The sequence below is a fragment of the Brevibacterium aurantiacum genome (assembly GCF_007558825.1).
GTDB classification, from domain to species: Bacteria; Actinomycetota; Actinomycetes; order Actinomycetales; family Brevibacteriaceae; genus Brevibacterium; species Brevibacterium aurantiacum_A.
In genome coordinates, this window is the sequence record NZ_VLTK01000006.1 from 248,340 (window position 1) to 263,800 (window position 15,461).

Annotated in this window: 14 protein-coding genes; 9 read left to right on the plus strand and 5 right to left on the minus strand. The window is 65.7% G+C overall.

Annotation, left to right across the window (positions count from 1 at the left end; all coding sequences use genetic code 11):
* Positions 1-26: 26 nt before the first annotated feature.
* The 5 genes from FO013_RS12440 to purU all read left to right on the plus strand — a co-directional run bounded on the left by FO013_RS12440 (position 27) and on the right by purU (position 6,357).
* Complete coding sequence (locus tag FO013_RS12440) at positions 27-389, plus strand: sarcosine oxidase subunit delta (RefSeq protein ID WP_143922843.1); 363 nt, start codon at positions 27-29, stop codon at positions 387-389.
* Positions 386-3,322, plus strand: a complete 2,937-nt coding sequence (locus tag FO013_RS12445; protein ID WP_143922844.1) for a 2Fe-2S iron-sulfur cluster-binding protein — start codon at positions 386-388, stop codon at positions 3,320-3,322. Before FO013_RS12440 ends, FO013_RS12445 begins: the two co-directional genes overlap by 4 nt.
* Positions 3,315-3,995 (plus strand): sarcosine oxidase subunit gamma, encoded by a 681-nt coding sequence (locus FO013_RS12450; RefSeq protein ID WP_143922845.1) that lies wholly within the window; start codon positions 3,315-3,317, stop codon positions 3,993-3,995. Before FO013_RS12445 ends, FO013_RS12450 begins: the two co-directional genes overlap by 8 nt.
* Positions 3,995-5,407 (plus strand): L-serine ammonia-lyase, encoded by a 1,413-nt coding sequence (locus tag FO013_RS12455; RefSeq protein ID WP_143922846.1) that lies wholly within the window; start codon positions 3,995-3,997, stop codon positions 5,405-5,407. Before FO013_RS12450 ends, FO013_RS12455 begins: the two co-directional genes overlap by 1 nt.
* 95 nt (positions 5,408-5,502) lie before the next feature.
* Positions 5,503-6,357: a formyltetrahydrofolate deformylase gene (gene purU / locus FO013_RS12460; RefSeq protein ID WP_143922922.1), complete on the plus strand. Its 855-nt coding sequence runs from the start codon at positions 5,503-5,505 to the stop codon at positions 6,355-6,357.
* A gap of 159 nt (positions 6,358-6,516) precedes the next feature.
* Here the strand turns inward: purU and FO013_RS12465 are convergent, their stop codons facing one another.
* Positions 6,517-8,112 carry an aminotransferase class I/II-fold pyridoxal phosphate-dependent enzyme gene (locus FO013_RS12465; protein WP_260848125.1) on the minus strand — a complete coding sequence of 532 codons (1,596 nt, stop codon included), beginning with the start codon at positions 8,110-8,112 and terminating at the stop codon, positions 6,517-6,519.
* A gap of 74 nt (positions 8,113-8,186) precedes the next feature.
* On the opposite strand from FO013_RS12465, the gene FO013_RS12470 reads away from it, so the two are divergent.
* On the plus strand, positions 8,187-9,101 hold the full coding sequence (locus FO013_RS12470; RefSeq protein WP_143922848.1) for a LysR family transcriptional regulator: 915 nt from the start codon (positions 8,187-8,189) through the stop codon (positions 9,099-9,101).
* A gap of 27 nt (positions 9,102-9,128) precedes the next feature.
* Here the strand turns inward: FO013_RS12470 and FO013_RS12475 are convergent, their stop codons facing one another.
* Complete coding sequence (locus tag FO013_RS12475) at positions 9,129-10,019, minus strand: IclR family transcriptional regulator (protein ID WP_143922849.1); 891 nt, start codon at positions 10,017-10,019, stop codon at positions 9,129-9,131.
* Positions 10,020-10,387: 368 nt separating this feature from the next.
* Between FO013_RS12475 and FO013_RS12480 the strand changes: the two genes are divergently transcribed.
* From FO013_RS12480 to FO013_RS22380, 3 genes are all read left to right on the plus strand, one after another.
* Positions 10,388-10,969 carry a dihydrofolate reductase family protein gene (locus FO013_RS12480; protein WP_143922850.1) on the plus strand — a complete coding sequence of 194 codons (582 nt, stop codon included), beginning with the start codon at positions 10,388-10,390 and terminating at the stop codon, positions 10,967-10,969.
* Between the two features lie 231 nt (positions 10,970-11,200).
* Positions 11,201-12,031 (plus strand): ABC transporter ATP-binding protein, encoded by an 831-nt coding sequence (locus tag FO013_RS12485; RefSeq protein WP_143922851.1) that lies wholly within the window; start codon positions 11,201-11,203, stop codon positions 12,029-12,031.
* Between the two features lie 139 nt (positions 12,032-12,170).
* Positions 12,171-12,347, plus strand: a complete 177-nt coding sequence (locus FO013_RS22380) for a hypothetical protein (RefSeq protein ID WP_186293084.1) — start codon at positions 12,171-12,173, stop codon at positions 12,345-12,347.
* 83 nt (positions 12,348-12,430) lie between these two features.
* On the opposite strand, the gene FO013_RS12490 is transcribed toward FO013_RS22380, so the two are convergent.
* Genes FO013_RS12490 through FO013_RS12500 form a run of 3 tightly spaced genes read right to left on the minus strand, consistent with a single transcriptional unit; the run spans position 12,431 to position 15,310 of the window.
* Complete coding sequence (locus FO013_RS12490; RefSeq protein ID WP_143922852.1) at positions 12,431-13,441, minus strand: threonine/serine dehydratase; 1,011 nt, start codon at positions 13,439-13,441, stop codon at positions 12,431-12,433.
* Complete coding sequence (locus FO013_RS12495) at positions 13,434-14,633, minus strand: sensor histidine kinase (protein ID WP_143922853.1); 1,200 nt, start codon at positions 14,631-14,633, stop codon at positions 13,434-13,436. The genes FO013_RS12490 and FO013_RS12495 overlap by 8 nt, the downstream gene beginning before the upstream one ends.
* Positions 14,621-15,310, minus strand: a complete 690-nt coding sequence (locus FO013_RS12500; protein ID WP_143922854.1) for a response regulator transcription factor — start codon at positions 15,308-15,310, stop codon at positions 14,621-14,623. The genes FO013_RS12495 and FO013_RS12500 overlap by 13 nt, the downstream gene beginning before the upstream one ends.
* Positions 15,311-15,461 lie beyond the last annotated feature (151 nt).

The following is a 15,461-nucleotide window of genomic DNA, read 5'->3' on the forward strand; positions in this document are numbered from 1 at the left end:
GCGAATACGAGACAGAAGGACCTGCCATGCTTCTCATCAGCTGCCCGTACTGCGGGCCACGCGACGAAACCGAGTTCCACTACGGCGGCCAGGCACACGTCGCCTACCCGGCCGACCCCCACGCGCTCAGCGACAAAGAGTGGGCCGAATTCCTCTTCTACCGCGACAACGACCGCGGTGCCTACGCCGAACGGTGGAGTCACAGCCTCGGGTGCCGCAAATGGTTCAACGCCATCCGCGACACCGTGACCTATGACTTCAAAGCCATCTACCCCATGGGCGAGGCCCGTCCTACGACTGCGGACCCTGCGACGAAGCAGCCGGCGACCGCGGAACCGACTCCAGCACAACCGGCACCGACTCCAGCAGAAGGCGAGGGTGCACGATGACCACCGCAGAAACGAACTCCCGCCTCGAGAACGCGAACGGCATCGACCGAACGCGTCCCATCCGCTTCAGAGTCGACGGCCGGCAGTACTCGGGTTTCGCCGGTGACACGATCGCCAGCGCCCTCATCGCCGCCGGACGCATCGACTGCGGCAACTCGACCTACCTGGGCCGGGCCCGTGGCATCCTCGGCGCCGGAATCGAGGAGTCGAACGCCCTCGTCCGAGTCAAGGGACGCATCCCCGGCGACGTCAGCGAATCCATGCTGCCCGCCACCCGTGTGCCCATCACCGAAGGACTCGAGGCCGACTACCTCGCCGGACTCGGAATCCTCGACCCGGGCCAGGACGAGCTCGTCTACGAACACAAGCATGTCCACACCGATGTGCTCATCATCGGCGCCGGACCCGCCGGACTCGCCGCCGCCCGTGAGGCTGGAAAGTCGGGAGCCAGAACGCTGCTGCTCGACGACAGGTCCGCTCCCGGAGGGTCACTGCTGTCGAGTTCGGCCGACAGCGTCGACGGCATGCCCGCCGCCAAGTGGATCGAGTCCACCGTGGCTTCCTTCGCCGAGGCGGAGGAGCTCACCTACCGAGGAAACACAACGGTGTTCGGCAGCTATGACTCGAACTACTTCGTCGCGCTCGAGGACCGCACGCTCGACCTCGTCGAAAGCGGGGGATCGGGTGCACAGGAGCGCGGCACTTCCCGCCCGGGCACCCGCCAGCAGGTCTGGCACATCCGGGCCCAGCAGGTCGTGCTGGCCACCGGAGCCCATGAACGCCCGATCGTCTTCGCCAACAACGACCGTCCGGGCATCATGCTCGCCTCGGCCGTGCGCACCTACCTCAATCGCTACGGCGTCGCGGCAGGACAGTCCGTCGCGATCGCTGCGACGAACGACTCGGCATACGAACTGCTCGCCGATCTGCACACGGCAGGCATCGAGGTGCCCGCGGTCATCGACTCGCGGACAACCGCCTCGGCGATGGCAGAGTACGTTGCCCGGGAAACCGGAACTCGGCTCATCCTCGGGTCCGCGGTCAGCGACACTGCAGGTGAGGGACCTGCCGGGCGCGTCAGCGCGATAAGTGTCTCCGGTCTCGACGAAGACGGTGTGGCCATCGGTGACCCTGAGATCATCGATGTGGACCTGCTGGCCGTGGCCGGCGGATTCTCCCCTGTCATCCATCTGCACGGACAGCGCAAGGGGCCAATCGCCTGGCGACCCGACATCGCTGCCTTCGTTCCGACAGCACCCGTGCGCGACCAGTTCACCGTCGGTGCGCTCACCGGCGACTACTCGCTCGAATCGGCCCTCAGGCAAGGTTCGGAGGCTGGTCATGAGGCTGCCAAGCGCACGGGGTTCTCCGCTGCCCTGAGCGTTCCGAGAGCGGCGTCGGTGCCCTTTGCCGAGGCCCGCCCACTGTGGTTGGTCACCTCGGCCAGCGCCGATCACGCCGAGCTGACCACGCATTTCATCGACTTCCAGCGTGACCAGTCCGTTGCCGATGTGCAGCGGGCGATGAACGCAGGCATGCGCTCGGTCGAGCACATCAAGCGCTACACCTCGATCTCGACGGCCAATGATCAGGGCAAGACGAGCGCGGTCAACGCCATCGGTGCCATCGCGCAGGTGCTGGGCGAGTCCGACCTGGGCTCGGTCGGCCACACGACCTTCCGTGCGCCCTTCGCGCCCGTGCCGTTCGCGGCGTTGGCCGGCAGGCGCAAGGGCGAGCTCTTCGACCCGGCGCGGGTCACCTCGATCCACCCCTGGCACATCGCCCACGGTGCCGAATTCGAAGACGTCGGTCAGTGGAAGCGGCCCTGGTACTACCCGGCCGACGGGGAGGACATGGACGCGGCGGTGCTGCGCGAATGCAAGGCCGTTCGCGAATCGGTCGGTTTCCAGGATGCCTCAACCTTGGGAAAGATCGAGATCCGCGGCACCGACGCCGGCAAGTTCCTCGGCCAGATCTACACCAACGGCTTCGCCAAGCTCAAGGTCGGCAAGGGCCGCTACGGACTCATGTGCAAACCCGACGGAATGGTCTTCGACGACGGGGTGACCCTGCGTGTGGCGGAGGACCGCTACTACATGACCACGACCACCGGTGGAGCAGCGACCGTACTGGAATGGCTCGAGGAATGGCACCAGACCGAATGGCCCGAACTCGACGTCGTCTTCACCTCGGTGACCGAGGAATGGTCGACCGTCGCGGTCGCCGGACCGAAGTCCCGCGAGGTCATCGCCAAACTCGCTCCGAATCTGGACGTGTCCAACGAGGCCTTCGAATTCATGGGCTTCAGGGAGACCACCCTGGCCAACGGGATCCCGGCTCGCATCTGCCGCATTTCGTTCTCCGGTGAGCTCGCCTTCGAGATCAACGTCGACACCTTCTACGGGCTCACCGTCTGGGAGGCCGTCGCCGAGGCGGGTGCAGAGTTCGGCATCACCCCCTACGGAACCGAGACCATGCACGTTCTCCGTGCCGAGAAGGGCTTCATCATCGTCGGTCAGGACACCGACGGGACCGTCACCCCGCAGGACGCGGGCATGGACTGGATCGTCTCGAAGCTCAAGGACTTCATCGGCAAGCGCTCGTACTCGCGGATCGACACGTCACGTGAGGACCGCAAGCACCTCGTCGGAGTCCTCCCCGTCGACGGCACGACCCGTCTTGCCGAAGGTGCCCAGCTCATCACTTCGGGCACACCTCTGACCCCGGAGGCGGGCCCGGTCCCGATGATCGGACACGTCACCTCGTCCTATATCTCACCGAGCATGGACCGACCCTTCGGCCTTGCGCTCGTTGAGAACGGCCGGAACCGGATGGGTGAGATCGCCCAGTCTCCGGTCGGCGGCGAGCTTGTCGACGTCGAGATCACCTCACCCGTCTTCTACGATCCAGAAGGGAACCGCCGCGATGGCTGAAACCACCCAGAGCACACAGACGCTCGAGGCAACTGACGAGATCAATGCCCTCCGCGTCTCCCCGGCAGCGCACCTCACCGAGGAGATGGCGACCGCCACCAAGGCGGGCGGGCGGGCCGTGGGCCTGCGCGAACGAGCGTTCACCGTCCAGATCGGTCTCAGATGCACCCCGGGAACCGCCTCGGCGGATGCCCTCGAGTCCGCACTCGGGATCACGCTGCCCAAACAGGTCGGCGAAGTCACCGGGGACGGGACCGGTCTGCACACGATCTGGCTGAGCCCCGACGAATTCCTCGCCGTCGATGTCTCGCGCCAGCAGCGTCCGGGCGAGACCCTCGTCGCCGAGGCGGCCCTCGAAGGACTGCCCGGACAGGCCGTGGATCTGTCCGCGAACCGAACGATCATCGAGCTGACCGGGTCGAAGGCCCGTGAGGTGCTTGAGAAGAGTGTCCGCGCCGATCTCCACCCCCGTGCCTTCGGCGTGGGCACGGCGCTCGTCACCCAGCTGGGGCCGGTGCCGGTCATCCTGCACCACTCCTCGGAGGGTGAATACCGTGTGTACCCGCGGGCGAGTTTCGCGGACTTCACCGTCCGCTGGCTGCTCGATGGAATGGCTGAGTTCGTCGCCGACGACGCCAGGGCGCCCGCCGACGATTCCGAGAGCACCGGCTGATGGCACTCGGCGTTCTCGACCTCTTCTCCATCGGCCTCGGCCCGTCCTCCTCGCACACAGTGGGCCCGATGCGGGCGGCCGTGCGATTCGTCGATGAGCTGGCTGCTGATGGTCACTTCGCTCGAGTCGAGAAGGTCAGCGTCGGTCTCTTCGGCTCCCTGGCCGCCACGGGAATCGGGCACGGCTCCGATTCCGCGGTCCTCGCCGGGCTGAGCGGGTGCGAGCCCGAGACTCTCGATCCTGATGCCGTGGGTCCGCTGGTCGCCGAGGTGCGAGAGCAGGGGACGATCAACCTCGGCGGACGCAGGACCATCCCCTTCGATCCGGAGGCCGACCTCACGCTGCATCGGCGTGAATCCCTGCCGCAGCATCCCAACGGGATGCGGATGAGCGCCGAGGTGGACGGGGAGGTCATCGAACGCGAGTACTTCTCCATCGGCGGTGGCTTCGTCGTCACCGCCGATGAGATGGGAGTCGAGTCAGCGGACTCCCGCGACGTCCTCGATTTCGCCACCGCCGATGAGCTGCTCGAGCAGTGCAGCCGGCATGGGGTGTCCATCGCCGAACTCATGGCCATCAACGAACGCGAACGTCAGGACGACGAGCTCCTGCGCAAGCAGCTGCTCGACATCTGGGCGGTCATGCGCGAATGCGTGCACAACGGGTGCACACGCACTGAGACCGAGCTTCCCGGCGGGTTGAAGGTGCGCAGACGCGCGCCGGAACTGCGGGCGCGGCTCGAGGACGCAGAGTACAGAGCCTCGGGTTCCCTCGATGCGCTTGAATGGGTCAACCTCTACGCACTTGCCGTCAACGAGGAGAATGCCTCGGGCGGACGCATCGTCACGGCACCGACGAACGGGGCCGCCGGCATCATCCCGGCGGTGCTGCACTACATGGATCGCTTCGTCGTCGGCGACGGGGAGGCCGGTGACGATGCTGCGGGTGCCGAGGATGACGGACGAGCCGGCGACGACGCCGTCGTGAAGTTCCTGCTGACCGCGGGGGCCATCGGGATCCTGTTCAAGCGCAATGCCTCGATCTCCGGGGCTGAGGTCGGCTGTCAGGGCGAGGTCGGCTCCGCCTGTGCGATGGCTGCCGCAGGTCTGTGCGCCGTGCTCGGCGGCAGTCCCGAGCAGATTGAGAACGCCGCAGAGATCGGACTCGAACACAACCTGGGTCTGACCTGCGACCCCGTCGGGGGCCTGGTGCAGGTCCCGTGCATCGAGCGCAATGCCATTGCCTCGGTGAAGGCGATCAACGCTGCGAGACTGGCCATGCACGGCGACGGCAGTCACCGGGTCAGTCTCGACCAGGCGATCGAGACGATGCGCCAGACCGGCGCGGATATGAAGTCGAAGTACAAGGAGACGTCACTCGGCGGACTCGCCGTCAATGTCATCGAGTGCTGACGAACGAGCAGACAACCTCGGCGGGTCGAAGTTGACCGTCTGAGCCGAATCACCCAATGATTAGGTACACCCTATCGAGCAAGGAAGCAGTGGATATGCAGGACTACATCTTCACCCTGGAATGCGACGAACGACCAGGCATTCTCCATTCCGTCACCGGCGCCCTCCTGACCCACGGCGGTGACATCAAGGAACTCAAGCAGTTCGACGATCAGTATGCCGAACGTCTGTTCCTCCGCATCGACTTCAGCATCAAGGAAGGCTCGAACGGAGCGATCGACGACCTGCGTCGGGACTTCGAAACCATCGGCACAGACTTCGATGCGACCTGGCAGCTATGGCCGCAGGGGGAGAAGCGCCGGGTACTCATCATGGTCTCGAAGTTCGAGCACTGCCTCAACGACCTGCTCTTCCGTTCCCAGATCGGCGAACTGCCCATCGAGATCGCGGCCGTGGTGTCCAACCACCCCGACCACAGGGAGCTCGTCGAATGGCACCACATCCCGTTCTTCCGCATCCCGGTGACCAAGGAGACCAAGCCCGAGGCGGAGGCGAAGCTGCTCGAACTCGTCGATCGCTTCGAGGTCGACCTTGTCGTGCTCGCCCGCTACATGCAGGTGCTCTCCGATGATCTGGCCCGTGAGCTGACGGGGCGGGCGATCAACATCCACCACTCGTTCCTGCCCTCGTTCAAGGGCGCCAAGCCCTATCACCAGGCCTGGGAGCGGGGAGTCAAGACCGTTGGGGCGACCGCGCACTTCGTCAACAGCGAACTCGACGAGGGGCCGATCATCGCCCAGCAGCTCGTCGAGGTCGATCACGCCTTCGGCCCACAGGACCTCGTGGCCGCCGGTCGCGACGCCGAGTGCAAGGCCCTGTCCAATGCCGTCAAATGGCACTGCGACGGCCGGGTGTTCCTCTCCGGGAAGCGCACAGTCGTCCTGCGGTGAGTCAGCGGGGCCGGGTCGCAGCGCCGCTGCGTTGCATCGCGGGGCGACCTTGGCGTCGAGAGCAGACTCTGGGGAGTGTGCTCTCGACGCTGAGCTGTGCCCTCGACGCCAACCTGTACCCTCGGCAGCGGGCATGCTCCTCACGCTACCGCAGGAGGTTCAGTCCGACTCAGCCACGACGTTGAAGGTGTCCATCCTCGAATCCTGGGCTCCGCGGACATAGCCGGAGGGAGCGGCCGCTGTTGTACGAAGGAAGTCGACCACCTCGGCGCTGAGCACCTCACCAGGCAGAACATTGGGCACGCCGGGAGGGTACGCGGCAAGAGCATCGGCAGAGACCTGGCCGACCGCCTCGGCGAAGGGAACCGTCCGGGGTGTCGCGAAGTACGCATCGCTGATCTCCAATCGCTTCTCGCAGCTGCCGGGCAGAACGATGGGACGCTCCGGCTCGGACTCAGAGCGCGGCAGTTCCTGCAGCGCGGTCCAGAATCGTTCGACATCGACCGGTGAGGTTGCACCGATGAGCAGGAGCAATGCCGAGGGCGTCGCCAGCTCGCAGTAGATCCGGTGGTCGCGGATGAGCTGGTACTGGGCATCAGCGCCGGTGATCCCGGCACCGCGGGTGTCGATGACGACCTTGAACGGATCGTTGGCGATCGCATCATGGCCGCCGAGGATGTCAGGGGTCGCGTCGCGGAACCTCGAGTCGTTCTGAACTCGAGTTCGGATCTCCTCGGCGGTGGCCAGTGCTTCGTCGATCGCCTCCGGGTGGGTGACGAGATGACGACGTGCCTCGTCGAGGGAGGACAGGAGGATGGCACTGGACGAGGTTGACTGATAGGACTTCACGACCCGATCGACCAGGGTCTCGATGCGCTGTGCCTGCCGTCCGTGGCCGAGGTGGACCATCGCGGACTGCGCCAAAGATCCGGCGCCCTTGTGGGTGCTGGAGACGACAAGATCGGCACCGAGGCGGACCGCATTGACGGGCAGCTTCTGGTGCATGCCGAAGTGGGAGCCCCAGGCCTCATCGACGATGAGGGGAACATCGTGGCGATGGGCCACCTCGGCGATGGCGCCGATGTCGGCCACAGCGCCGAAGTAGCTGGGGGAGACGAGGTAGACGGCGGCGGACTCCGGGTACTCGCTCAGGGCGTACTCGACCTGGGCCGGAGTCACACCGTGGGAGGAGCCGAGGCCAGGATCGACGCGACCGTGGATGAAGTGCGGGCGCAGTTCGGCGTGTGTGACGCCATCGATGACCGAAGAGTGGACGCTGCGCTGGAGGACGAATTCGCGTCCCAAGCCGCGCACAACGGTCGTCGCGATGTGGTTGCCTCCGGAGGCGCCATTGGTGATGAACCAGGTGCGGGCTGCGCCCCAGGCATCGGCGGCGAGCTGCTGGGCAGCCATGATCGGAGTCACGCGGTCATGATTGATCATCCGCCAGTCCTCCTGGTCCACACCGCTGAACAGCATGGGGAAGTCGATGCTCATGCCGGCCTCGCCGACGACCTCGGCCAGTCCCGGTGCATGGTCGCGGCTGCCCTGGTGGCCGGGCACGTGCAGACGCTGCCAGTCCTCGGCGGCCAAGGAACGCAGCGCCTCGGCATACGGCGCGGTGTATTGGCGAGGGTCGATGGCGGTGGCCGCGGTGGGGCGCGAGACTGGTGTTTCGCGGGCGGCTGACGTTGCGTCGTTCGCGGTCGCAGAGGTAGTCGCGGTGTCCGGGTGCAGATGAGTTTCGGCGAGCATGAGTCCCACACTAGGACTCGAAAGCTAGCTAGGATATAGCAAGAAATCGTTCACAGTGGCATAGTCTCTAGGCCATGATGAATCTGCAGCAGTTTCGGGTGCTCTTAGCGATCAGGGACGAGGGAAGTCTCAACCGGGCCGCCGAGGTGCTCGAACACGGAGTCCCGACCGTGACCCATCACCTGCGCACCCTCGAATCCCATCTGCGGGTCAAGCTGGTCGACCGGGCGCGGAACGGAACTCGACTGACGCCCTTGGGCGAGTCCTTCGCCGAGGAGATCGAACCGGTGCTGGCACGCATCGATCGGGCCGAGCAGCTCGTCACCGCACAACGCGATGCCGGAGTGGTGTCCCTGCGCGTCGGGTCGTTCTCCTCGATCGGCTCAAGACTGCTCCCGGCCGCAATCGCAGAGCTCCAGCAGCGGACGTCCGTGCGCGTCGAGGTCGTCGAAGCCGAACCCAGCGAGGTCGTGCGGATGCTCCACAGCGGTGAGGTCCACGCCGGCCTCATCTACGACATCCCCGAACTGCCTGAATTCGCGGGCCCCGAGCTGCGGCTGCGCACCCTCCTCGACGAGCCCTACCGGGTCATGGTCGCCGGCAACGGAGAGCTGGCGGGACACGAGATCCTCGACTTCGCCACGATGGGCGACGTCGACTGGGTGCTCAGCCGAAACGAATCGGAAGCCTCCGTGCGGGTGCTGCGGCGGATCTCCCGGGGACTGGGATACGAGCTGCGCGAACTCATGCGCAGCGACGACCTCTACATGATCCACGGGCTGGTGGCCGAAGGTCTCGGATGCGCATTGACCACCGAGGTGGCCGTGGACACCGACTTCGACGTCGTCCTCAGGCCGGCCAAGCAGGATCTGGGTCAGCGTCGGGTCTCGTTCGTGACCAGACCCGGCCCGAACCCGGCAGCGGTGGGGTGGCTGGGCGAGATCCTGAGTGCGGTGGCCACGCGACTGGAGGCCGCCTCGGCGGGATGAGTGGCGGTGTCGGTGCGAGGGCGGTGATCAGGGATCGGCCTGCGTGCCCAGCGCCTCGGCGATGGCTTTGGCCTCGCGACGGAGCAGAGCGACGAGGCGTTCGACGCGGGAGCCGGTGACGCGGTCGGCGATGCTCGCGATCGACAGGGCCGCGCGAGGGCGGCTGCCGCGGATCCGCAGCGGCACGCCCACGGCCCACGACCCCTGGGCGAAGAGGCCGGGATTGTGGACGAAACCGTCGACTCGAGCCCGGTCGATGATGTCGCGCAGCTGCGCGACCGAAACCTTGGGATACCGTTCGGCGAAGATCTGCGCGTTGGCCTCGAACTGGGCGTCCACCTCGGCGGGGGAGAGTTCGGAGAGAATCGCGAGACTGCCCGCGCCGATGCCCAGCGGGTGGCGATCGCCCACGGACAGGGCGTTGTTCAGAATCTCACCGAAGCCCTCCTCGCGGCGGGCGCAGATCGAGTAGTTGCCGGTGCGCAGAGTCAGGAAGGCCGTGTCCCGGCTCAGCTCGGCCAGTCGCAGCAGGCTTGACTCCGACTCTGTGACCAGGGGGTCTACGGATTTCTGGGCGAGCTGACCGAGGATCTGCGACTGCACGCCGAGGCGGTAGCCGCCCTCCTCGAAGCGTTCGACGTACCCCATGGCGATGAGCGCCTGGAGCATTCGGTGGACGCTGGCCTTGGGGCGGCCGCTGATCGAGGCGACCTCAGATAGGCTGGCTCCGCTGCTGCGCTCGCCGGCGATGAGTCCGACGAGGTTGAGCAGGGTCAGCGCTCGCTGGATGCTCTGGGCACCGGTGCCGGGCTCGAGGTCGTCGACGGCGTGGGCGACGTTGAACGACGCGGACCGTCGCAGGATCTTCCCACGCATCTTCATCCGGTGTTCTTCATTGGGGTCGGCGCCGTTGTGCATGCTTCCATTATGGTCGTCGTACTGCCGCTCACGGTACCCGCCGTATCACTGCCGGTTGACAGGTGCTCGATCACTGCCGGTTGACGGATACTCGTTGGAGCGGAGGGCCGATCGTGACTGTAGGGCCGATCGTTACCAGGGCACCGTGCCGTCGCTGTCGGTGAATGTTCCGGTCGGGCCGTCGCTGGGGATGGTTCGATCTTCGATGACACTTGGTCGCGAGTCATCGCTGTGGGTCGACCGCTGTTCGACGCCGCGCTGAGCGTTGGTCAACAGCCCTGGCCCAGTCACCGAGCTGGGGAGGCCTGGTCAACGGTCTGGGGAGGGCGCACACTGAAGGCACCGCATCCGCTCTGGGAGGAGCAATCATGAGTGCCACATACACCTTCGACGTGTTCTCGAGCCTCGACGGGTTCGCCTCGGTCAGTCCCGACGGTGACTGGGGAGGCTACTGGGGCAAGCAGGGGCCTGAACTCCTCGCTCACCGACTCGAGCTCTACAGCGGACCCAATCGGCTCGTCCTCGGTGCAACGACATTCCGCGAATTCGCCGCCATGCTCGCAAACACCGAGGATTTCCCTGATGTTCTCGATCCCTGGGTCAGCGCAATGCGCAATCTGCCGACAACCGTCATCTCAACCTCGCTGAGCGGACCGCTCGACTGGCCGCAGGCCGCCGTGGCAGACGGTGACGCGCTCGAGGTGGTGGCACAGATGAAAGAGGAGTCTGATGTGCCGATTCGTTCGCACGGAAGTCTGTCGATGAATCGTGCGCTGATGGGCGCTGGCCTCGTCGACCGGCTGCAGGTGACGATCTATCCGGTGATCACCGGACGCACCGGAACCCAGCCGATCTTCGCCGGATCGCAGGACTTCGATCTCGAACTCCTCGACCGCACGTCGCTGGGAGGCGGCGTCGAGGAGCTCGTCTACCGGCCGACGCTGCACTGACCACGGGCACCGTGGGCGCCGACAGCGGCGCACCGTGGCCCCGACAATGACGCATCATAGGCGTTGGGCTAAGGCTCGCGGTGGACTGCTGCAGCCGAGCTATCCATGATGTGGAACATCGTCCTGCCCGGGAACACCCACCTCGGCGAGCGATCGACCTAGAATCGGATCGGCCCCAACCGGGAGCCGACCCCGACTAGCGCAGGTGGTTCCTGCTGCAGCGACGCGATCATGACGAGGAAAGTGAGTGTGGACAAGGTGGGCACGACGGTCCTTGAACTCAGCGAAGTGACGTTCCGACGTGGGGAGACGAGGATCCTCCACGGCGTCGATCTGCGCATCGCGCGCGGTGAGCATTGGGTCCTCATCGGCCCCAACGGAGCGGGGAAGTCGACGATTCTCAGCTTCGCCTCGGCGCAGGTCTTTCCTACCTCCGGGACCGTGGACATCCTCGGCGACCGTATGGGTCGGGTCGAGCTCCAGGCTCTGCGCCGCCACATCGGGCACGTCAATCCGCGCCACCCTCTGCGCTCGAACCTGTCCGTGCGCGAGGTCGTCCTCACCGGCCTGACCGGCACGATCGAACGCCCCCTGCGCTGGGAACCCAGTCCAAACGAGATCTCGAGAGCTGATGACCTCATCGCCGAGGTGGGGCTGAGTGCCCGCGCGGACGCGGGGTGGAAAGTGCTGTCCCAGGGAGAGCGGGGCCGAGCGCTGGTCGCTCGAGCTCTCATCGCCGAGCCGCAGCTCCTCCTCTTCGACGAACCGACCACCGGCCTCGACGTGGCCGCCCGCGAACAGCTGTTGGAGACCATCGATTCGCTGTCCGTGACCTCGCCGGAGCTCACGACGCTGCTGGTGACCCACCACCTCGAGGAGATCCCGGAGTCCACGTCCCACGCGATGCTGATCTCCCACGGGCGGCTCACCGCTGCAGGTGAGATCGCCGAGGTGCTCAGCACCGACCAGGTCAGCGCGGCCTTCGAGCACCCGATCGACGTCGGTTTCGCCGACGGACGCTGGTCGGCTCGGGCGATCAGGCAACGAGTCGCGGCAGTCTGAGCGTCATGCCTGCTTCGTAAGCAGCTCGACCAGGCCATCGGCGATGGCAGACATTCCTGCCTCATCCGGGTGGAAGGAACCGGCGATCTTCATGGTCCGCGTCATTGCGCGCTCACATCGCGCCGCCTAATCTTGAGACATGAAGATGAGTACCGTATGGAGCATCGTCGGCGCGATCATTGCGATCATCATCGCGTGGTGGGTCGTCAACGTCGCGTTCTCAATCGCATGGTTCCTTGTCAAAGCGCTCATCACCGTCATCGTCGCGGTCGCCATCTTCTACCTGATCAAAGCATCCCTGAAGTCCAAGGACTGACACCGCTGACAACTGGCTGATCAAGCATGAGCGTCCGCCCAGTTCAGTTGTCGGTGGCCGGACGCAACGACCCGCACCGGAAGTCAGAGGTCGCCGAGGCTGGTGTTCGCCCCGCACAGGACGACGCAGACCTTTTCGTCGGGTTCCGGAACATAGCCTTCGGATGCACCTGAGCCGTGGATGCCGGCCAGCGCCGTTGCCGCCGCATGTTCTACGGCCAGGCGATGCTCACCCCAGAGATGATGCCGAGCCTCAATGATCTGTGCATCGTCGACGAGCACCGAGGTGACCAGGTCACTCTGTGCGGCCGCGACCGCCAGGGGTGTGGCTCGGCGGGCACCCAGGGAATCGGCCGCCACGGAATCGACGGGTACATCGACGGGCTCGCCCGCTTCCAAAGCCGCGTTCAGGGCGCGACAGTTCCTCGGCTCGACCGCAACCGTGCGCACCCCATGGAATGTGGCAGCCGTGGCCACCCCGGCGAACAGGCCGCCCCCGCCTACGGAGACGACGACCGTGTCGAGATCGGGGATCTGGGAGAGGATCTCGGTCATCATCGTGCCGGCGCCGGCCGCGATGAGCGGATGATCGTAGGCGTGGGAGGCCAAGGCCCCCGAGGACTCGACGAATTCATGGCAGGCCAGGGCCGCCTCGGCGTATTCAGAACCGACCAGACGCACCTCGGCGCCGTAGCTGTGCAGTCGCTCGACCTTGACGGTCGGGGCGTTGGCAGGCAGGAAAACGGTCGCCCGAACTTCGGCCTCGCGGGCGGCCCAGGCGCAGGCCAAGCCCGCGTTGCCGCCCGAGGCGATCGTGACGCCGGCGTCAGGGAAGGTTCCCTGGCCAATGTGCGTCTGAATGAAGTTCTGCGCCCCGCGGGCCTTGAAGGTGCCCGTGTACTGCATGAACTCGAGGGCGAAGTGGACGCCTGAGCCCCTCGGATCGGTGCTCGGCGGGGCGGACCATGTAGCCGCCGTCGGACTCGGGGCGCCGGAAGCACTCCCAGGCTGTGCTGATGCCACCGTGACCGGGCGAACGTACCCCGCGATCCGTGCGGCGGCCGCTTCGATGTCGTTGATCGTGAGTTCATTCATCGAACTTCTCCTGCTTCTGTAGGATCTCATCGTCATTTCGTGGACTCTCCGGGACGAACGGAAGCATCAGATGGAGACGTCCTCCGCCCTCGTCATTGCGCTCCAGGCGCAGCGAGCCGCCCCGGGATTCGGCCCGTGCCCGATGTCGTGCCAGGCCCGACAGGGGCGGGTCCTCGGACTCAGGGCCCGTACCGTTGTCGTCGATCCTCACATCGAGCACCCACTCTGTTCCGCGCTTGAGGGCCTCGACTCGCACGGTCACCCTATCTGCCCCGCCGTGCTTGATCGCATTCGTCACCGCTTCCTCGGTGGTGTAGATGACGACGAGGCGATCTTGCAGCGGCAGCGGTGCACGCAGCGTCCGGATGAGCTCCTTCATCGTCGGTCCGAGATCGACAGTCGTCGCGACGGTGGGCGGAAGACGGTCGAGAAGCGCTCGGATCGCCTCATAGGTGCCGAGGTCCGCTCCCGAGGGGAAGAGGCTGTGGCTGAGTGAGCGAACGTGCTCTTCGCGCAGCTCATCGAGGTCCAGGGCCCAGTCACGCAGGGTCGGAGCCCACTGTGCGGGATCATCGTCGCCTGCCATGAGGCGGTCCGCGACCTGATCAAGTCCTCCAGCGACGACGACGAGGCGGTGCTGAACCGTCCCGTGCAGGCGATCGGCAACGATCTTCCGCACTCTCAGTTCCTCCCGCTCAAGCTCGGAGACGGCTTCGCGGGTGCGGGCCTCTTCGTCCCTGCGGAGGGCTCGCTCCCGATCCTCGCGCTCGAACAGAGCAGCCACGAGGAAGCCGGTGGCGATGGCTAAGAGGTACCCGCTCATCCCGGTCACCCAGATGGTGAGGCCACCGTGAGTATCGCGTTCGAGGGTCGTCGCCGGAAGCAGAAGCGCCGTTCGCACGGAGGACTGGACGGCGGAGAGGAGGAGAGTGATGATGATTCGAATCCACCACGACGCCACGAGAGCGCACAGGGGGATCGTGATGATGATGAGAACGGCGCCGATGACAACGGTGAGCCCCCCGACCCACCAGAGGAGAGCGGCTGTTTCCCACCTGCTGCTCCATTCCGTCGCCTGTTCGGCGACGAGGGCGGAGAACGCGACGGTGTTGATTGCGGCGACAAGGGCCGCGATCCGTGCACGGGGCCAGCGGCCACGCACCGTCTCCCAAAGCGTCGTCACCTGTGCCATGTGCGTCCAGTCTGCTCGAGGAACGCAAGCACGGCGTGGACTCGCCGATTCGTCCCCGTCCGTTCGATCCCGAGTCTCCTGTAGATCGAGAGCAGGTGGCTTTCGACTGAACGTTCGGATATGTGCAGGCGCTGTGCCACTGCCTCGTTCGACAGGCCCTCCGCAACAAGCCTGAGCACCTCGAACTGTGCCTTCGTCAACCCCGCTACCTCTGTTCCGGCACGCGGCGTCGATCGCTGGACCAGTGATGGATCGATGACGACATCACCGTCTGCTGCGGCGGCGATGGCTCCGATGAGCACGCTGCTGGTGAAGGTCGAGCGCTTGGACAGATAGCTCCAGGGTTCGCTCACTTCGTCCTGGACGGAGAGGAACAGCCCCATGACGTCGAGGCTCGACAGCAGCATGACGGCAATCCTCGGGTCCCTGCGCTGCAGCTCGAGTCCGAGCGCAACTCCATTGCCGTCACCGAGGTTGACGTCGAGCAGTGCGACGTCTGTGCTGTGTTTGCCGATCGCAAGTCGAGCCGAGGATGCACCCTCGACGGCGTGGACGACACGCAGATCCTCGGACTCATCGACCGTTCGGACGAGCATCGATCGCATGAACGCCTCGTCCTCGACGATGCTCACGCGGATGGGGCGTGGGCGCTTCGGGGTGATCGGTCTGGCAGTCATCGATCGGCGCTTCCCTCCATCGGTGTCTCGATTCGCCCTGCGACGGTGCGACTGGGCCCTGCGGCCGGACGCTACCACCAGTCATTCTACGAGTTTCCACGTAGATCACACGGGTGAGTGCTGTTCTCGGAGGTTCACTGGAATCACCGGC